This window comes from Actinophytocola sp. (assembly GCF_036402745.1).
Lineage (GTDB): Bacteria > Actinomycetota > Actinomycetes > Mycobacteriales > Pseudonocardiaceae > Actinophytocola.
The window spans coordinates 50,030-68,238 of record NZ_DASWSJ010000244.1; the positions used below are offsets into that span (position 1 = coordinate 50,030).

General features: G+C 72.9%; 14 protein-coding genes. 8 read left to right on the top strand and 6 right to left on the bottom strand.

Annotated elements, in window-relative coordinates:
* Window positions 1-51: 51 nt before the first annotated feature.
* Together abc-f and ispD are read right to left on the bottom strand one after the other, a co-directional pair.
* A complete protein-coding gene (gene abc-f, locus VGD70_RS22905) occupies window positions 52-1,689 on the bottom strand; it encodes a ribosomal protection-like ABC-F family protein (protein WP_331084592.1) in 1,638 nt (545 codons plus the stop codon).
* Between the two features lie 211 nt (window positions 1,690-1,900).
* Window positions 1,901-2,596: a 2-C-methyl-D-erythritol 4-phosphate cytidylyltransferase gene (gene ispD / locus VGD70_RS22910; RefSeq protein ID WP_331084615.1), complete on the bottom strand. Its 696-nt coding sequence runs from the start codon at window positions 2,594-2,596 to the stop codon at window positions 1,901-1,903.
* Window positions 2,597-3,054: 458 nt separating this feature from the next.
* Between ispD and VGD70_RS22915 the strand changes: the two genes are divergently transcribed.
* The 5 genes from VGD70_RS22915 to VGD70_RS22935 all read left to right on the top strand — a co-directional run bounded on the left by VGD70_RS22915 (window position 3,055) and on the right by VGD70_RS22935 (window position 11,647).
* On the top strand, window positions 3,055-4,668 hold the full coding sequence (locus VGD70_RS22915; RefSeq protein WP_331084594.1) for an ABC transporter substrate-binding protein: 1,614 nt from the start codon (window positions 3,055-3,057) through the stop codon (window positions 4,666-4,668).
* Between the two features lies 1 nt (window position 4,669).
* Window positions 4,670-5,626, top strand: a complete 957-nt coding sequence (locus tag VGD70_RS22920; RefSeq protein WP_331084596.1) for an ABC transporter permease — start codon at window positions 4,670-4,672, stop codon at window positions 5,624-5,626.
* Window positions 5,626-7,584 (top strand): dipeptide/oligopeptide/nickel ABC transporter permease/ATP-binding protein, encoded by a 1,959-nt coding sequence (locus VGD70_RS22925; RefSeq protein WP_331084617.1) that lies wholly within the window; start codon window positions 5,626-5,628, stop codon window positions 7,582-7,584. Before VGD70_RS22920 ends, VGD70_RS22925 begins: the two co-directional genes overlap by 1 nt.
* Entirely contained in the window at window positions 7,571-8,527 is a 957-nt protein-coding gene (locus VGD70_RS22930) for an ABC transporter ATP-binding protein (RefSeq protein ID WP_331084598.1), read from the top strand. Before VGD70_RS22925 ends, VGD70_RS22930 begins: the two co-directional genes overlap by 14 nt.
* Before the next feature lie 147 nt (window positions 8,528-8,674).
* On the top strand, window positions 8,675-11,647 hold the full coding sequence (locus VGD70_RS22935) for an exo-alpha-sialidase (RefSeq protein ID WP_331084600.1): 2,973 nt from the start codon (window positions 8,675-8,677) through the stop codon (window positions 11,645-11,647).
* Here the strand turns inward: VGD70_RS22935 and VGD70_RS22940 are convergent.
* Window positions 11,644-11,856, bottom strand: a complete 213-nt coding sequence (locus tag VGD70_RS22940) for a Beta-galactosidase C-terminal domain (RefSeq protein ID WP_331084602.1) — start codon at window positions 11,854-11,856, stop codon at window positions 11,644-11,646. The genes VGD70_RS22935 and VGD70_RS22940 overlap by 4 nt on opposite strands.
* A gap of 98 nt (window positions 11,857-11,954) precedes the next feature.
* On the opposite strand from VGD70_RS22940, the gene VGD70_RS22945 reads away from it, so the two are divergent.
* On the top strand, window positions 11,955-12,869 hold the full coding sequence (locus VGD70_RS22945; protein WP_331084604.1) for a dihydrodipicolinate synthase family protein: 915 nt from the start codon (window positions 11,955-11,957) through the stop codon (window positions 12,867-12,869).
* Window positions 12,870-12,890: 21 nt separating this feature from the next.
* On the top strand, window positions 12,891-13,610 hold the full coding sequence (locus tag VGD70_RS22950) for a FadR/GntR family transcriptional regulator (RefSeq protein WP_331084606.1): 720 nt from the start codon (window positions 12,891-12,893) through the stop codon (window positions 13,608-13,610).
* A 7-nt stretch (window positions 13,611-13,617) separates the two neighbouring features.
* On the opposite strand, the gene VGD70_RS22955 is transcribed toward VGD70_RS22950, so the two are convergent.
* From VGD70_RS22955 to VGD70_RS22965, 3 genes are all read right to left on the bottom strand, one after another.
* Window positions 13,618-14,112 (bottom strand): DUF309 domain-containing protein, encoded by a 495-nt coding sequence (locus VGD70_RS22955; protein ID WP_331084608.1) that lies wholly within the window; start codon window positions 14,110-14,112, stop codon window positions 13,618-13,620.
* A gap of 24 nt (window positions 14,113-14,136) precedes the next feature.
* Complete coding sequence (locus VGD70_RS22960) at window positions 14,137-16,392, bottom strand: DUF6351 family protein (RefSeq protein ID WP_331084610.1); 2,256 nt, start codon at window positions 16,390-16,392, stop codon at window positions 14,137-14,139.
* Between the two features lie 122 nt (window positions 16,393-16,514).
* Window positions 16,515-17,756 carry an amidase family protein gene (locus tag VGD70_RS22965; RefSeq protein ID WP_331084611.1) on the bottom strand — a complete coding sequence of 414 codons (1,242 nt, stop codon included), beginning with the start codon at window positions 17,754-17,756 and terminating at the stop codon, window positions 16,515-16,517.
* 103 nt (window positions 17,757-17,859) lie between these two features.
* Here VGD70_RS22965 and VGD70_RS22970 point away from each other — a divergent pair.
* Window positions 17,860-18,209 (top strand): class I SAM-dependent methyltransferase (locus VGD70_RS22970; protein ID WP_331084613.1); only part of this gene is annotated, 350 nt, incomplete at its 3' end.

Here is an 18,209-nt window from a genome sequence, read left to right on the forward strand (position 1 = left end):
CTGCGGAAACCGACGCTACAAAGGCGCGACTACACGACACTTACGTTTCAGTTACGTGCCCGTGGGTGCGCCCGTCTCCAGCAGCCGGCCGCCGGCGAGGCGCAGCCAGCGGTTCACCCTGATCCGCGCCAGGAACCGCTCGTCGTGGCTGACCACCACGAAGGCGCCCTCGTAGGCGTTGAGGGCGCTCTCCAGCTGGCCGACGCTCACCAGGTCGAGGTTGTTGGTCGGCTCGTCGAGCAGGAGCAGCTGGGGTGCCGGCTCGGCGAACAGGACGCAGGCCAGCGTGGCCCGCAGCCGCTCGCCGCCGGACAGCGCCGCCACCGGGAGGTGGCCGCGGGCGCCGCGGAACAGGAAGCGGGCGAGCAGGTTCATCCGCTGCGACTCCGGCATCGCGGGTGCGAACGCGGCCAGGTTCTGCGCCACCGTGCGGTCGACGTCGAGCAGGTCCAGCCGTTGGGACAGGTAGGCGACCCGGCCGTCGGCCCGCCTGGTGCCGCCGCCGGCCGGCGCCAGCTCGCCGTTGATCACCCGCAACAGGGTGGACTTGCCGGCGCCGTTGGGACCGGTCAGCGCGATCCGCTCGGGACCGCGGATGGCCAGGTCGACGCCGTCGGCGGCGAAGAGGGCCCGGTCGCCGTAGGAGACCCGCAGCCGCTCGCCGAGGAAGACCGTGCGGCCCGCCGGGACGTTGGTGCCGGGGAGGATCAGCGTGATCTTCTGCTCGTCCCGCAGCGCGCGGTCCGCCTCGTCCAGCTTGGCCTTGGCCTCGCTGACCCGCGCGGCGTGCGTCTCGTTCGCCCGGCCCGCCGACTCCTGGGCGTTCCGCTTCATCGCCCCGGCGACGATCTTCGGCAGCCCGGCGCTCTTGAGGTTGCGGGCGGCGTTGCCCGCCCTGCGCGCGGCCCGCTCCCGGGCCTGCCGCAGGTCCCGCTTCTCCCGCCGCACCTCCTGCTCGGCGTTGCGAACGTTCTTCTCGGCCACCTCCCGAGCGGCGCGCACGGCCTCCTCGTACTCGGTGAAGTTGCCGCCATGGAAGCGGATCTCGCCGCGGTCGAGCTCGGCGATGCGGTCCATGCGGTCGAGCAGCGCCCGGTCGTGGCTGACCAGCAGCAGGCAGCCGGACCAGTCCTCGAGCGCGGTGTAGAGCTTGCGGCGGACGTCGAGGTCGAGGTTGTTGGTCGGCTCGTCGAGCAGCAGCACGTCGGGCCGCCGCAACAGCTGCGCGGCCAGGCCGAGCGAGACGACCTGGCCGCCGCTGAGCGTGTGCAGCGGCCGGGTGAGGGCGACGTCGCCGAGGCCGAGCCGGTCGAGCTGGGCCGTGGTGCGCTCCTCGACGTCCCAGTCGGTGCCGATCGTGGTGAAGTGCTCCTCGCTCGCGTCGCCGGACTCGATGGCGGCGAGCGCGGCGAGCACCGGGGCGATCCCGAGCACCTCGGCCACGGTCAGGTCGCCGGCGAGGGGCAGGGCCTGCGGGAGGTAGCCGAGCACCCCGTCGACGGACACGGTCCCGCCGCTGGGCGCCAGCTCGCCGGCGATCAGCCTGAGCAGGGTGGTCTTGCCGGCCCCGTTCGGCGCGACGAGCCCCGTGCGGCCGCCGCCGACGGTGAAGGACAGGTCCTCGAACACCGGGGTGTCGTCGGGCCAGGAGAAGGACAGGGTGGAACAGACGATGAACGCATCGGACATGCGGAGAGACCTCATGGGTGATGCGGGCGTGCCGGAGCCGCCCGGCGCGGGAACAGGAACGACGGCATGGCCACCGCGGCTGCTGCACAAGCGCCTGCCGATGGCCCAGCACTCCCCGGGCTCACCCGGAGATGTCGTCGTCACCCGCCACGTGTGGTCTCCCTCGATCCTGATCTCAGTCCACCGTAGCAAGGAGCGCGAGCCTCCTCGATCAGCTCCGGTACGCCGACGCGGCGAGGAAGTGCTCGGCGACCGACAGGTCGTGCGGGTAGGTGATCTTGAAGTTGTGCTCCTCGCCGCGAACCCAGCGCACGGGCAGGCTCGAGTAGCGCTCCATGCACGAGGACGTGTCGGTGCCGAGGAACCCCTCGCGCGCGGCCTGTTCGTAGGCCTCGAGCAGCTCGGGCGCGCGGAACCCCTGCGGGGTCTGCACCCTGATCGCGCCCTCCAGCGACTGGTCGCGCACCACGGCGCCGTCGCCGCCGACGGCCACGATGTCCTCGGCCGGCAGGCCGGGGATGGCGCCGCCGTGCTCGCGGGCCGCGTGCAGCACGCCGGCGATGAGCGTGGGGCTGACCAGCGGGCGCGCCGCGTCGTGCAGGAGAACGATGTCGACCGTGCCCCCGTCGATGCGGCCGGCGAGCCGGTGCAGCGCGCGCAGCTCGGACTCCTGCCGGGTGGCCCCGCCGTGGACGACCTCGACCGGCACCCCGCCCAGCTCACGGTCGAGCACCGACTCGACCAGCGTGGTGTCCTCCGGCCGGACCACCAGCACGAGCACGCCGATCTCGGGCACCCTGCTGAACGCCTCCAGCGACCAGGACACCACCCGGCGCCCCGCCAGCGGCAGGTAGACCTTGTTCAGGTCGGCACCCATGCGGGCACCGACCCCCGCCGCCAGCACCACACCGGCGGCGTGCGGCCGCTGCTGGCCTCGTGGTCTCCGCACGCTGTGATCATAGGCCGTCGCTCCCGGGAGCCGGGACGAGTGGCCGGACGCCCACCCCGCTCGGTACCGGCCCGACCGCGACCGCGCCAGGCGCCGGTGCCGTGCTCGCTACCGAGTCCACATCGGACAGCCGGATCGGGTGTCCCGGGCCCTCGGCGTGACGGTCGCGAGGTCGGCGTCCGGCCGCCGGCTCGATGGCCATCCGCTATCCGTTACGTGCCAACGTGCACACGACAGCGCGCCGCCGGGCGGGGCGCGCCGCCCGCGCCGGGCCCCTCACCGGGGACGTTTCCGTTGCGTGACAACGGCGTTTCGGCTATGCGTACCGCACTCTTGACCAGCTGGCGCGCGCACCCTATGGTTCTGCCAGTCATAGGACGTCCCATGTCCTATCTCGTGGCGAATCAGGAGGCGCGGTGTCCGCAACTCGGCGCGGTTCTGGTCAGTACTTCGGCCGGCGGGACATGCTGCGCCTCACCGGCCTCGCCGGCGTGGCAGCCGCCTTCTCCTCGACGCTCGCCGCGTGCGGCGGGCCGGCCTCGACCAACTCGACCGGCGACACCGCCGAGTCGATCACCGCCGTGATCGGCTACGGCAACAACCAGACGTGGGACCCGCTGCAGACGGCCTCGGCCTTCTCCATGGCCGCCATCCTGCACTGCTACGAGTCCCTTGTAGAGGGTGACCCGCTCACCCGGGAGCCGTACGCGGGGCTGGCGAAGGCCCTGCCGGAGGACGTCAGCGGCACCAGCGTCACCTTCGAGCTGCGCGACGGCGCGACGTGGCACGACGGCAAGCCGGTGACCGCCGAGGACGTCGTCTTCACCTACACCAGGGCGCTCGACCCGAAGGAGAACGTCCTCGTCCGGACCTTCCTCGGCGGCTGGCTGCGGGAGGTCCGCAAGGTCGACGACCGCTCGGTCGAGCTCGTGCTGGCCAAGCCCTTCCCCTACGTGCTGCAACGCCTCCAGACCGTCAAGATCGTGCCCAAGCACGTGTTCGACGGCAAGTGGGCGGACGCGGTGGCCGGCAAGGTGGTCGGCTCCGGCCCGTACAAGGTGGTCGAGCAGGCGCCGCTGTCGCACACCCGCTTCGAGCGCTTCGACGGCTACAACGGCCCGCGGCCGGCGGTCTACAAGCGCATGCTGTGGAACTCGATCGTCGAGGCGGCGCCCCGGGTGGCGAAGATCTCGGGTGCGCGGCCGGCCGCGCAGATCGTCGAGAACATCCCGCCGGCGAACGCCGAGCAGCTGCACAAGGACGGCCGGACCGTCGAGTTCGCCGACGGCGGCAACAACCTGTGGCTGATGTTCAACACCGCGCACCCGCCGTTCGACAACAAGCTGGTGCGCCAGGCACTGCACTACGCCATCGACAGCGAGAAGATGATCGAGGTCGGTCTGAAGGGCAAGGGCACGCCCGGGACCTCCTTCATCAACCCGAAGCTCGAGTCCTCGCAGCCGGCGGTCAACGACTTCGCCCACGACCCCGCCAAGGCCAGGTCGCTGCTGGCGCAGGCCGGCCTCGGCAACCTGCGGGTCACCCTGTCCACGACCAACACGACGCTGGTCGCCGACTGCGTGAACGTGATCAAGGAGGGCTGGGACGCCATCGGCGTCACCACCACTCTGGACTCCCAGGACACGAAGGCGCTGTTCTCCAAGCTCGACGCCGGGTTCGACTTCCAGGTCGTCGCCACGACGCAGAACGCCGGGCAGTTCGGCAACGACCCGGACCTGCTCATCCGCTACTACTACGCGGGTTCCGGCGTCGTGCCCAAGTACTCGCGGTGGACCGGCGCCGACGCGCAGGCGCTCCTGCGGCTGCTGGACCAGGCGGCCGAGGAAGCCGACGCGGGGCAGCGCGAGACGCTCACCAAGCAGGTGCTGGACCTGATCTCCGACCAGGCCGTCGTGTACCCGATCGTGTTCACCCAGAACGGCACCGCGTGGGATCCGAAGGCGCTGTCCGGCGTGCGCGCGCAGGGCTATCCCGGCATCAACCTGAACCAGGCCAAGCCGGGAGCCTGACTTGATCGTCCTGCGGATGCTGCTCGGCCGCATCCTCGCCCTCGTGCCGCTGCTGCTCGGCGTCACGCTGTTCGTCTTCGTCGTGATGCGCTTCTCGCCGGTCGACCCGGCGCTGGCGGCCTTCGACGGCGCGAACGCCACCGACGCGCAGCTCGACCAGTTCCGGCGGGAGAACGGGCTGCTCGACCCCTGGCCCGTGCAGTACGTGCGGTTCGTCTGGCAGCTGATGCACGGCGACTTCGGGACGAGCGTGATCACCAAGCAGCCGGTGGCCGACACCATCACCACCGCGCTGCCGCTGACCGTCCAGCTGACCCTGATGGGCCTCGTCATCGCGATCGTCCTCGCGCTGCTGCTCGGGGTGACCTCGGCGATCTTCCGGGACCGCTGGCCCGACCAGCTCATCCGGATCGTGTCGCTCGCGGGGGTCGCGGCGCCCGCGTTCTGGATCGCGCTGCTGCTCGTCCAGTGGCTCGCGGTCGGCAAGGGCCTGTTCCCCACCAGCGGGTACGTCAGCATGACCGACTCGTTCACCGGCTGGCTGAACTCGATGACGCTGCCCGCGGTCTCGCTGGCGATGCCGGTGGCCGCCCAGCTGACCCGCATCATCCGCACGTCGATGGTGGAGGAGCTCGACAAGGACTACGTGCGCACGGCCCGCGGCGGCGGGCTGCCGCCGGTCGTCGTGGTGGGCCGCAACGTCCTGCGCAACGCCCTGGTCACCCCGCTCACCGTGCTGGGCCTGCGGCTCGGCTACCTGCTCGGCGGCGCGGTGGTCATCGAGACGATGTTCGCGCTGCCGGGCATGGGGCAGAACATGATCCAGGCCGTCCGCGACGGCGACACGTCGAACGTCCAGGGCTTCGTGATCACGATCGCCATCGGCTTCGTGCTGGTCAACCTGATCGTCGACATCCTCTACCTGATCGCGAACCCCCGGCTGCGGAGCCACGCGTGATGCGCCCCGGCCTCACCGAGCGCCTCACCCGGCCGGGCATCCGGTTCAGCCGGCTCAACACCCCGTCCTGGGTGGCGCTGTCGGTCATCGTGCTGCTCGCGCTGGTCGCCGTCCTCGCCCCGCTGGTCGCCGGGCACGACCCGTACCTGACGGGAACGGCGGTCGCCGGGCCGAGCGGCGAGCACTGGCTCGGCACGGACTCCTCCGGCCGCGACATCTTCTCCCGCCTGGTCCACGGCACCCGCTGGTCGCTCGCGATCGGTCTCGGCGCCACCGCGCTCGCCCTCGTGGCCGGCGCGCTGATCGGCGCGTTCGCGGCGACCTCGCGGCGCCGGCTGGACGAGACGGTCATGCGGGTCCTCGACGTGATCATGGCGTTCCCGGGGATCGCCCTCGCCGCGGTCCTGGTCGCCGTGTTCGGGCGCGGGATCGGCGTGCTGATCCTCGCGATCGGCTTCCTCTACACGCCGTCGGTCGCGCGGGTGGTCCGGGCGAACGTGCTGGCGCAGTACAGCGAGGACTACGTCGCGGCCGAGCGGGTCATCGGCGCCCGGCGCGGTCACATCCTCACCAGGCACGTCGCGGTCAACTGCGCGGCCCCGGTGCTGGTGTTCTGCACGGTGACGGTGGCCGACGCGATCGTGTTCGAGGCGTCGCTGTCGTTCATCGGGGCCGGCATCCAGCAGCCGGACCCGTCCTGGGGGTCGGTGCTCGCCAACGGCAAGGAACTGGTGCTCACCGGCGGCTGGTGGGCGACGCTGTTCCCGGGCCTGCTGATCCTGATCACGGTGCTGTCGCTGAACGTCCTGTCCGAGGGGATCTCCGACGCCTGGGCGACGCCGTCCGCGCGCCGGGCGAAGGCGGGCCGGGCGGCGAAGAAGGCGGCGGAGGCACCGGCCGCGACCGAGGAGCGCGTCGAGCCGGTGCTGCCGATCGCGGGGCTGCGCGAGGCCGGCGAGCGGCTGGGCCGGCGGACCAGGGACCTGGCCGGCCGGGAGACCGTGCTCGACGTCGAGCACCTCGCGATCTCGTTCCGGGACCGGCACAACGGGGTGAACGTCGTCGACGACGTGTCGTTCACGGTGCGGGTCGGCGAGGTGCTCGGGCTGATCGGCGAGTCCGGCTGCGGCAAGTCGCTGACCGCGCTGTCGATCATGGGCCTGCTGCCGGCCACCGCGCGGGTGTCGGGCCAGGTCCGCTTCGACCACCGGGACCTGCTCGCGCTCACCCCGCGGCAGCGCCGCCGCCACCTCGGTCACGACCTCGCGATGATCTACCAGGACGCGCTCAGCTCGCTCAACCCGGCGATGACCGTGCGCGCGCAGCTCAAGCAGTTCACCCGGCGGGGCGGCACCGGCACCCCGGCGGAGCTGCTGGAGCTGGTGAACCTCGACCCGCAGCGGACGCTGCGGTCCTACCCGCACGAGCTCTCCGGCGGGCAGCGCCAGCGGGTGCTGATCGCGATGGCGCTGTCCCGCAGCCCCAAGCTGATCGTCGCCGACGAGCCGACGACCGCGCTCGACGTCACCGTGCAGGCCCAGATCGTGACGCTGCTGCTGCGGTTGCAGGAGGAGCTCGGCTTCGCGTTGATCCTCGTGTCGCACGACCTGGCGCTGGTGTCGGAGGTGGCCGACCGCGTGGTGGTGATGTACGGCGGCCAGGTCGCCGAGATGGGGACCATCGCGCAGCTCGTCGGCTCGCCGCGGCACCACTACACCCGCGGCCTGCTCAGCGCGGTGCTGTCGCTGGAGGAGAACCGGGACCGGCTGACCCAGATCAAGGGCGTCGTCCCCTCCCCCGCGGACTTCGCGGCGGGCTGCCGCTTCGCCGACCGCTGCCCCGCGGCCCGCGCGATCTGCCACCACGAGCCGCCGGCGAAGGTCGGCGACAACGTCAACCACCTGATCGCGTGCCACTTCCCCGCGCGGCAGCCGGCGGTGACCCATGAGCCTGCTTGAGCTCGACGGTGTGCACGTGGTGCACCGGATCCGGTCGGCCCGGCTGCTCGGGCACGACGACGTCTACGCGTTGACCGACGCGAACCTCGTGCTGGACCCCGGTGAGACGGTCGGCGTGGTCGGCGAGTCCGGGTGCGGGAAGTCGACGCTGGCCAAGGTGATCGTCGGGTTGCAGCGGCCGGCCGAGGGGACCGTGCGCTTCCGGGGCGACTCGCTGTGGGAGATGACCCCGGCGCAGCGCTCGGCCGGGTTCGGCCCGCAGGTGGGGATGATCTTCCAGGACCCCGCGACCGCGCTCAACCGGCGCCTCGCGGTGTCCAAGATCATCCGCGACCCGCTCGACGTCCACCGGCACGGCACGCGGGCCGAGCGGGCGGAACGGGTCCGTGAGCTGATGGCACTGGTCGGCCTGCCGGACAGCGTCGCGGACGCGGTGCCGGGCCAGCTCTCCGGCGGGCAGCGGCAGCGGGTCGCGATCGCGCGGGCGCTCGCGCTGGGGCCGGCGCTGCTGGTCGCCGACGAGCCGACCTCGGCGCTGGACGTGTCCGTGCGCGCGCAGATCCTCTACCTGCTCACCGACCTGCGCGAGCGGCTCGGGCTCGCGATGGTGTTCGTCTCGCACGACATCCAGACGGTCAAGAAGATGAGCGACCGCATCGTCACCATGTACCTCGGCCGCATCGTCGAGGAGGCACCGGCCGCCGCCGTGCCCGCGGCTACGCACCACCCGTACATGCGCGCGCTGTTCTCGGCCACGCCGAGCCTGCTGCACCCGGTCGAGCCGATCGTCCTCAGTGGACCCGTGCCGTCCGCGACCGCGCCGCCCAGCGGGTGCCACTTCCGGACCCGCTGCTGGAAGGCGACCGACGAGTGCGCGCTCGAGCTGCCGCCGCTGGCCACCGCCGGCGCCGGGCACACCTACCGCTGCATCCACCCGGAGTAGCCGTGAGCGAGCTTGCGAGCGAACCATTGAACACAGGGCGACCGCGAGCGGCAGCACCGAGCCCGCGAGGGGCTGTCACCCGCGAGCGTACGAGCGAACCAAATGTCACAGGGCGACCGCTGTCGTGAGCAGAAGGGACGTTGGGCCGTGAGAGCAACAGCGTTGTTGTCCGTGGTGGTGGCCGGCCTGCTGGCCGCGGGCCTCACCCAGGCCGCCGCCGAGCCAGCAGCCGGGCCCACAGAGCCCACCCGGGCCGGGCCGGCCGCACCCCACCTCGAGCAGCAGGTGCTGTTCAAGGCCGCGCAGGAGCGGGGCTACTCCTGCTTCCGCATCCCCGCGATCGTGCGCACTGCCGCGGGGACGCTGCTCGCGTTCGCCGAGGGCCGGGTCGACAACTGCGGCGACACCGGCGACATCGACGTGGTGCTGAAGCGCTCCACCGACGGCGGCCGGACCTGGTCGCCGCTGCGGCTGGTGAACCACGGAAACGGCGACACGCACGGCAACCCGGTGCCGATCGTCGACCGGAGCACCGGCCGGATCTTCCTCTTCACCACCTACAACGCGGGCCGCGCCGACGACAAGCCGTGCGCCCGCACACCGCACCTGCAGTACAGCGACGACGACGGCGCGACGTGGTCGGCGCCGGCCGACCTGAGCGCGCAGGTCACGCTCCCCCGGTGGGACTGGTGGGTCGCCACCGGCCCGGTGCACGGCATCCAGCTCACCCGCGGCCCGCACGCCGGTCGGCTCGTGTTCGGCATCTGCGGCGAGGTCAGCGACGGCACGCACGCGGTCGCCAACGAGGCCGCGCTGGTCTACAGCGACGACCACGGCGAGACCTGGCAGGTCGGCGCGCTCGACACGATCGACTTCCCGCCCGGCGGGACCTTCACCCAGAAGCCGCAGGAGATCACCGTCACCGAGCTGGCCGACGGCTCGGTCTACGCCGGCGCGCGGGAGCAGGGCGGGACCGACGTCGGCAACCGCTCGTACGCGGTCAGCCGGGACGGCGGCACGTCGTTCAGCACCCCGTGGACCGCGATCCCCGACCTCGTCACGCCGACCGTGCAGGGCGCCGTGCTGCGCCTCGAACGGCCCGGACCCGACCGGATCCTGTTCTCCTCGCCGTCGGACACCGACCGGCGCCGCTGGATGATGATCCGCTCCTCCTACGACGGCGGCCGCGGCTGGGAGAGCGCCGAGCAGGGCACCCGGATCACCACCGACTGGTCGGGCTACTCCGACCTGGTCCAGATCAGCGACCCGCGGGCGCGGTCCACCGAGATCGGCCTGCTCTACGAGGGTGGCGCCGTCGACGCGAGGGACGAGATCCGCTTCGCCCGGTTCGACGAGGAGTACCTCGGCCGGCGCGGCCCGGCCGGCCCGACGACCCCGGACACCTCGCCCACCCGCGCCGACAGCTACGTCCTCGGCGGTCCGGCACCCGCCGCGGGGCGGTTCGGCGCCGGCCTGGAGCTGGACGGCGTCGACGACTACCTGCGGGTGCCCTACGACAAGGCCCAGGAGCCCGGCGACGGCGACCTCACCTACACCGCGTGGTTCCGCTACGGCGAGTCCACCGGACCGCAGGCACTGCTGTGGCTCGGCGGGATGGGGGGCACCGCGCCGCAGCTGTGGCTGCGCGGCGAGCCGGCGAGCAACCGGCTCGTCGCGTGGATGACCACGGCGAAGGGCAGCGCGTCGGTCACCACCACGTCGGCGTACGACGACCGGCAGTGGCACCACGTCGCCCTGCGACGATCCGCCGGCCGGCTCCTGCTGTGGGTGGACGGCGTCCAGGTCGCGGCCGGCCCGGCCGTCGCGGGCTCGCTCAGCGAGCGGGTGTCCTTCCAGGTGCACCTCGGTGAGCGGCAGGACTACCAGCAGCGATTCGACGGCACGCTCGACGAGGTCCGCCTGTACCGCCGGGCGCTGACCACCGCCGAGCTCGACGCCGTCCGGCTGTCCAATGTGGACATCCCGGCCGGCCAGGTGCTCCGGCTGCCGCTCGACCGGCTCGCCGGGGCGACCCCGCACGGCGGCTGCACCTCGGTGCCGTACGTGTCCGGGACCGAGGGATACCACACGTTCCGCATCCCGGCCGTCGTCGAGGCCGCCGACGGCACGGTGCTGGCCTTCGCCGAAGGACGCGTCGAGTCGGCCGGGGACACCGGCGCGATCCGGACCGTGCTGCGCCGCTCGACCGACGGCGGCTGCACCTGGGGACCCCTGTCGGTGGTGTCGGACAACGGCGCCGCGACCGCGGGCAACCCCGCGCCGGTCGTGCTGCCCACCGGCGAGATCGTGCTGCTGACCACGCGCAACGGCCGGGTCACCGAGAAGGAGATCATGTCCGGCACCGCGTCCCCCGAGGACGGTCGCCGGGTGTTCGTCCAGCGCAGCAACGACAACGGCCGCACGTGGTCGTCGGCGCGGGAGCTCACCGGCGTCGCGAAGAAGGCGGACTGGCGCTGGTACGCCACCGGTCCCGGGCACGCCGTCGTGCTGCGCGACGGCCGGATCGTGGTGCCCGCCAACCACTCGGTGGCCCCGCCGGCCGGCTCCTCCGACGTCGGCACCGAGGCGAAGTTCTACGGCGGCCACGACCTCCTCAGCGACGACGGCGGCCGCACCTGGCGCATCGGGTTCACCGAGGACCGTGCCGACCCCGGCATCGCGTCGAACGAGACGACGGTGGCGCAGCTGCCGGACGGGCGGCTCTACTTCACCAGCCGCAACCAGGGCACGAGCGGCAGCCGGGTGGACGGCTACAGCACGGACGGCGGCACGTCCCTCGCCGCGCCGTACCAGCCGCAGCCGGGCCTGACCGGGCCGAAGGTGCAGGGCAGCGTCCTGCAGACGGTCCGGCCGGACGTGCTGCTGTTCTCCGGCCCCGCGAACCCGGCCGCCCGGCGCTCGATGGCCGTCCGGGTCAGCGCCGACCGCGGCCGCACGTGGCGCCAGGCGCTGCTGGTGTCCACCGCGCCCGCCGCCTACTCCGACCTCGTGCAGCTCACCGGCGCCACCGTCGGGCTCCTGTACGAGACCGGCGGGACCGGCACCTACGAGACGATCACGTTCACCCAGCTGTCCATGCGTCACCTGGCCTGGCGCTAGTGCTCCGCCAGGTGCGCGACCAGCACACCGCGGCCCGGCAGCGGGGCCTCGGTGCCGAGCGGATCCCCGGTGAGCGTGTCGACCGCGCCCGCCGGGACCGGCACGGTCACCGCGGTCGTGTTGTGGTTCAACAGGAACAGCCACCGGCCACGCCGGACCGCCTCCACCCCAGCCGGGGTGCCGAGGCGGTCCCGCACGATCGAGGTCACGGCGATCGAACCCTTTCCAGTGATAGGACATTGGACATAGGACGTAGGATGTCGGGCGACCGGATGCCCGACCGACCCGGCCCGCAAGGGAGAGGCTCTTGATTCAGCTCGACGGCGGCGTCGTGCCACCCGTGTGCACCCCGCTCACGCCGGAACGAGAGCTGGACGTTCCGTCGCTGGAACGCCTGGCCGCCTTCCTGATCGAGGCGGGCATGCACGGCCTGTTCGTCACCGGGTCCACCGGCGAGGTCGCCTACCTGCCCGACGAGGTGCGGTACCGGGCGCTGGAGGTGGTCGCCGGGGTCGCGGCCGGCCAGGTGCCGGTCCTCGCGGGGATCATCGACACCACCACGCCGCGGGTGATCGAGCACGCCCGGGCGGCCAAGGCGTCCGGCGCGGACGCGCTCGTCGCCACCGTGCCGTTCTTCGCGCCCACGCATCCCGCCGAGTTCCCCGGCCACTTCCGGGCCATCCGGGCGGCGGTGGACCTGCCGCTGGTCGCCTACGACATCCCCAGCTCGGTCGGCACGAAGCTGCCGACCGACGTCGTCGTGGAGCTGGCCGAGGACGGCACGCTGGCCGCGCTGAAGGACTCGAGCGGCGACCTGGACGGCCTGCGCGCGGTCCTGGAACGCACGGACCCGTCCCGCTTGCGGTGCTACTCCGGCTCGGAGACGCTCGCCGACCTCGGCCTGTTCATCGGCGCGCACGGGCTGGTGCCGGGCATCGGGAACGTCGACCCGCACGGGTATCTGCGGCTCTACGAGGCGGCCCGCCGGGCGGACTGGGACACCGCGCGGACCGAGCAGGCACGGCTGCGGCGGCTGTTCCGGCTCATCCACGTCGGCGACCCGAGGATGGGCCGGTATTCCTCCGCGATCGGCGCGTTCAAGGAAGGGCTGGTGGCCCGTGGCGTGATCGCCGGCGCGACCACGAGCGAGCCGATGATCCCGCTGAACGACACCGAGCGCGCTGCCGTGCGGCAGCACCTGGAAGACGCCGGCCTGCTCTAAGGTTGGACGTGGGAGGTCCTCGTGACGGAGCAGCACACGCCGGCCAGGCTGGCCACCAGGATGGGCCGCGCCATCCGGGACGAGATCACCGGGCTGATCCTCAGCCGGGGCCTCAAGTCCGGCGACCCGCTGCCCACCGAGACCGAGCTCGTCGAGGCGCTCGGCGTCAGCCGCAACTCGGTCCGCGAGGCGCTCAAGGCGTTGCAGGCACTCGACATCGTGGAGATCCGGCACGGCTACGGCACCTACGTCGGCCGCCTGTCGCTGGACCCGCTCGCCGACGGGCTCACCTTCCGCGCGCTGCACGACATCGGGCGCGACCTCCGGTCGATGGAGGAGATCGTCGAGGTGCGCGAAGCGCTGGAGGGTGCGCTGATCCGCCGGGTCGCCGCCAGCATCCCGGAGGCCGACCTGGCGGCGCTGGACGGGGTCACGCGCCGGATGAGCGAACGCGCCAAGTCCGGCGAGACGTTCGCCGACGAGGACCGCGAGTTCCACGAGGTGCTGTACCGGTCGCTGAACAACGAGCTGGTGACGCAGCTGCTGCGGGCGTTCTGGGACGTCTTCCACCGGGTCAACCACCGGCTGGGCGTCACCGACCCGAACCCGCTGCAGACCGTGCGCCGGCACCGGGCCATCGTCACCGCGCTCCGCAAGAGCGACGTGGCACGCGCGGAGCAGGCGATGGCCGAGCACTTCCGCAACCTCGACGTCCGGGTCGCGCAGCTGCGCTCGAGCTGACCCGCGCTCAGCCGGTGCCGCGAAGGCGTGGGGTGGGTACCTGGCCGGCCCCGCCCTCGAGGACGGTGGCGTGGTCGCGGGCCCACCGGAGCAGCCCCGCGACGTCGATGCCGTACGGCGGCTCGTCCCGGTAGGGCTCGATGTGGCCGGCACCGCGCCTGAGCAACGTCACCGCACCGGTCAGGTTCCCGCGGGCGGCGTGCGTGGCGCCCACGGCGAGCTGGGCCAGGCCCTTCCACAGGGCGCGCTGCGGCTCGGGGGCCGTCTTCCACGCGTCTTCCAGCACCTCGTGGGCGTGGAACGGCATGCCGCCGTCGAGGAGCCGCTGGGCCTCGGCGAGGGACTCCTCCGGCGACCGGACAACGCCCTCCGGCTGGCGCGCGACCCCGCTCGCCCCGCGCGGGAGCGGCCGGCCCAGCCCGTCGCGCGGGCGGGTGTTGCGGGCGCGGCCCTGCTCGTCACGGTCGCGATCGGGCCGGTTCCCGCTGGCAGCTGTGTCCACCCCGCCAGCTTCCCACCACCGCGGTCAGCCGAAGGAGCGCGGCCTGCCGACGTCCGGCTTGCGGTAGTCGCAGACACCCGTCGGGAAGATCTGCGCCAGCCGGTCCTGCTCGGCGCTCGTCGGCCGCCACGACCCGTACACCCCGCGGGCGACCGCCGACCGCACCGGTTGGAGCGCGCACTTGTAGTGCTGCTCGTCGAACGGGCCGCCGGCGACCGTGCGGGACGTGCCGTGGATGGGGAACCGCTGGGTGCACGGGCCGGCCGGGCCGGCGTCGAGGATCCCGCGCCAGGCGTCCCTCCCCCGGTACAGCAGCGTCCCGTCGGTGGCGAAGCAGCTGTCGACCGCCTCGGCCGGCTTGGCCCGCACGACGCCAAGGCCCGGGTGGGCCCGCAGGTTCCCGAGCCACCGGTCCATCACCGCGAGCGCCATCGGGGTCTGGTCGAACGTCCGGGCCGGGCGCGCGTCGGTGAACCAGACGACCTGGTTCGCCGCGCTCCCCCGCCGGTCCAGCATGCGCTGCCGGGACGCGAAGGACTGGCGGGCGTTGTGCATGTCCAGCTCGCCGTCGAGGTAGTGGCGCCAGTCGATGATCGGGATGTCGATCCGGCCGTCGAACACGAGCCCGGACCGGTACGCGGCCCGCATCGCCTCGACGTCGCCCTCCGAGCGCGGGGCCACGCCGTCGGGACCGGGTGGCGTGATGTTCCGCGCGCTCCACACGTCGATGTCGGCCGGGCACGCGGTGGCGATGAACGGGCAGCCCTCCTGCACCGCCTCGGCCGGAGGCTTCCAGCCGCCGGCGGAGGCGTTCAGGTCGAGGAACTCCGCCGGGGTGAGGTTCCCGTCGACGAGGGCCTTCAGTCCATATTGGACGCCGACGTTGTCCCATGTGGAGCGGGCGAACCCGGTGGCGGGATCGCGCCCGTAGACGTTGACCGCGTCGTTCCAGTGTGTCCACTCGACCTGGGCCTGCTGCTCGGGCGTGATTCCCGGCGCGGTGCCGAACTTCGGGTTGAGCACGAGCGGGGACAGGCCCCGCCAGCCCTTGACGCACTCGGTCGAGCCGGGGGTCGCGAGCCACGGCGTCAGCGGCTGGTACGGGTTGGGCACGGTGTTCGACGCGGCGAGCCCTTCCAGCTGCGAGCGGTTGGTCCACACCCGCCACTTCGAGGCCGGGTCCGCGCGCACCTTCAGGTCCATCCAGCGCTCGAGCAGCTCGCAGTCGCCGACGTGGATGGCCTGGGTGACCATGTCCGGGTACGAGTACTGCGGGATCGCGCCGTCGAGCAGCCCCGGGTGGTTCTGGCCGTAGACGTACTGCTGGATGCCGCCGCCGGACCCGCCCAGCCCGACCGTGTACTCGGGGTCGCCGTACTCGGTGACGAAGCGCGACTTGACCATCAGCGCGGTCTCGCCGCCGAGGACCAGGTTGTAGTGCGTGTCGGTCTTCGTGCCGGTGGACCACGCGACCGCGTAGCCCTGCCCGAGGCCGTACGGGTAACGGGACTCGTTCTGGTTGTTCGAGCCCTGGTAGTGGCCGATGGCCACGCCGCCGCCGAAGTAGTAGATCAGCTTGCGGTTCCAGTGCGGCAGGTTCGCCGGCCCGCTCGCCCCGGGGTCGAGCACCGCGATCGTGTAGACGAACCGGTTGATCGTGCCGCGTTCCCAGCGGATCACGAAGTCCACGGTGGCGCCGGCGCCCGTCGTGGTCGTGGCCAGGTCGGCCGGGCGGGGCGCGGCCGGGTCGTAGGGTCGCCAGGTGCCACCGGTGGTTCGGTAGTAGTAGCCGACCCGGGTCCGCAGCGAGCAGTCGGTGTCGAGGAACGGCCCGGTGAGGTCGAAGCCGGCCAGGTGCGCCGGTGTCGAGCAGAAGAAGTCGGGCTGCTTCGGGCCGGCGAACATCGGCCCGGTGCTCGGGTGGTTGACCAGCCGCAGCGTGGCGCGGTCGTGCCCGGGCGCCCGCGCCGTGACGGTGCTCGCGCCGAGCGGGAGGTCCCGCAGCACGCCTTCCAGCGCGTGCGGCGCCTGGTCGTCGGGGACGAACGAGGAGCTGACGTCGGCGCCGTTCACCGAGACGGTCGCCGCATCGAGTGGGACCGAACGCGGGACCACGACCCGGACCCGGGCCGCCCCGCCGCTGACGTACCGCGCGGGCCCGGACAGCGTCTCGAGCCGCAGCGAACCGGGCGACTCCCCCGCCCCGGCCGACCCCGCGGCACCGACCAGACCCGCGACGACCGCGACAACGGCCGCGACAACGGTGACCCGACGCGCCATCGCGTCCTCCCGGACCTCGCACTGCGAAACCGCGGACACCCGGCGACGAGCCCGGGTCACTGCACCGCAGACGCTAGGCGTCGAGCCGGCGCACCGTCAACGCCCGTTCGGACGCCGTGGGATCAGTGCGCCGGGTCCCCGGCGGACAGCGAGCGCGCCACGGCGGTGGCGGTCGCCAGCAGGCGGTCGTCCTCGCCCGAGGGGACGGACAGCAGCACGCTGCCGCGCAGGCCAGCATGTGGCAGGTGGCCGTGCGGCAGGGCGACGCCGGGGAGGCCCAGGTAGCTCAGCAGCATCGTCGTGCGGAGGACCCGGCGGTTGGTCGCCTCCATCAGGTCCAGGTCGGCCAGCAGCGGGGCCACGGGCGGCGCGGGGTCCCGGACGGTCGGGCAGAGCAGGACCGCGCCGGCGAGGTCCGCGGTGAGGCGGCGGCGCAGCGGGGCCTGGGCCGCACGCAGGACCGGCTCGCCGCCGGGGTCGTAGCGGCTGAGTCGCCGCAGTACCAACGGGTCGACGCCATCCGGCCGGTCGAGCAGGTGGCCGTGCTGCTGGAAGGCCTCGGCGACGGCCAGCGCGCCGTGCCGGTCCATCAGCTCCTGCGCCTCGACGAGACTGGGCAGGACCCGCCGCTCGATGTCCACTCCGGACAGTTCCAATAGGACCAGCGCGGCGTCGAACGCGGCGGCGATCTCGGGTGCGCAGTCCTCGACGAGCTCCCCGGCCGGCACGACCAGCCGCACCGGCCCGGTGGCGACCGCGCGGGCCGGCACCCCGCGCAGCGCGGCGTCCGCGGCCACGACGGTGGCGAGGTCACGCGCGAACACCCCGACGCAGTCGAAGCTCGGCGACAGCGGCAGCATCCCCGTCCGGTCGTAGCGGTCCAAGCTCGCCCGGAACCCGACGAGCCCGCAGAACGCCGCCGGCACCCGGATCGAACCGGACGTGTCGGTGCCGACCGCGAGGTCGACGATGCCGTCCGCGACCGCCACCACCGAGCCCGAGGACGAGCCGCCGGGTACCCGGTCCGGCGCGAGCGGGTTGACCGGGTCGCCGAAGTGCGGGTTGAGGCCCAGCCCGGAGAACGCGAACTCGCTCTGGTTGGTCTTGCCGACGCACACGGCGCCGGCCGCCGCCAGGTTGCGCACGACCGGCGCGTCGGCCGGGGCCACCGGAGCGTCGCGCCGAGTCGCGGACCCGTTGGTGCTGCGCGTCCCCTCGATGTCGAACAGGTCCTTCCACGCCACCAGCGTCCCGCCGAGCGGACCCGCTGCCCCGGCCTCGCGAAGGGCCCGCTCCTCGGTCAGCGTGATGAACGCGCGGGACTCCCCCGCCCGCCGAAGCGCCGCCGCCAGGTCACTCCCCACGGGCCCACCCCTCGAGTTGCGGTTTCGGCAACAAGCTTTGCCAGGATCGCACGACTGGGGACATGGTGGTCCCAGGAAAGCCGAACGAGCCGAGGGGACCACTGTGGACGAGCAGTTCTGGGACGACAAGTACCGCGAGCAGAACCAGCTGTGGAGCGGCGCGCCCAACGGCGTGCTGGTCGTCGAGGCGGCCGGGCTGGCACCGGGCCAGACGCTCGACGTCGGCTGCGGCGAGGGCGCGGACGCGCTCTGGCTCGCCGAGCGGGGCTGGCTCGTGACCGCGGTCGACATCTCCCGCGTCGCACTCGAACGCGCCGCCCTCGGCGTGCCCGCCGCCGACAAGGTGACCTGGACGCACGCCGACCTGACCGTCACGGCCCCGCCGGCCGCGGCGTTCGACCTGGTGTCCGCGCTGTACTTCTCGATCCCGCGCCAGCCCGGGCACGCCGCGAT

Bases quoted from the DNA above. Each gene is read 5' to 3' on its own strand.
- abc-f (WP_331084592.1), bottom strand. From the start codon at position 1,689: ATGTCCGATGCGTTCATCGTCTGTTCCACCCTGTCCTTCTCCTGGCCC.
- VGD70_RS22925 (WP_331084617.1), top strand. From the start codon at position 5,626: ATGCGCCCCGGCCTCACCGAGCGCCTCACCCGGCCGGGCATCCGGTTC.
- VGD70_RS22930 (WP_331084598.1), top strand. From the start codon at position 7,571: ATGAGCCTGCTTGAGCTCGACGGTGTGCACGTGGTGCACCGGATCCGG.
- VGD70_RS22960 (WP_331084610.1), bottom strand. From the start codon at position 16,392: ATGGCGCGTCGGGTCACCGTTGTCGCGGCCGTTGTCGCGGTCGTCGCG.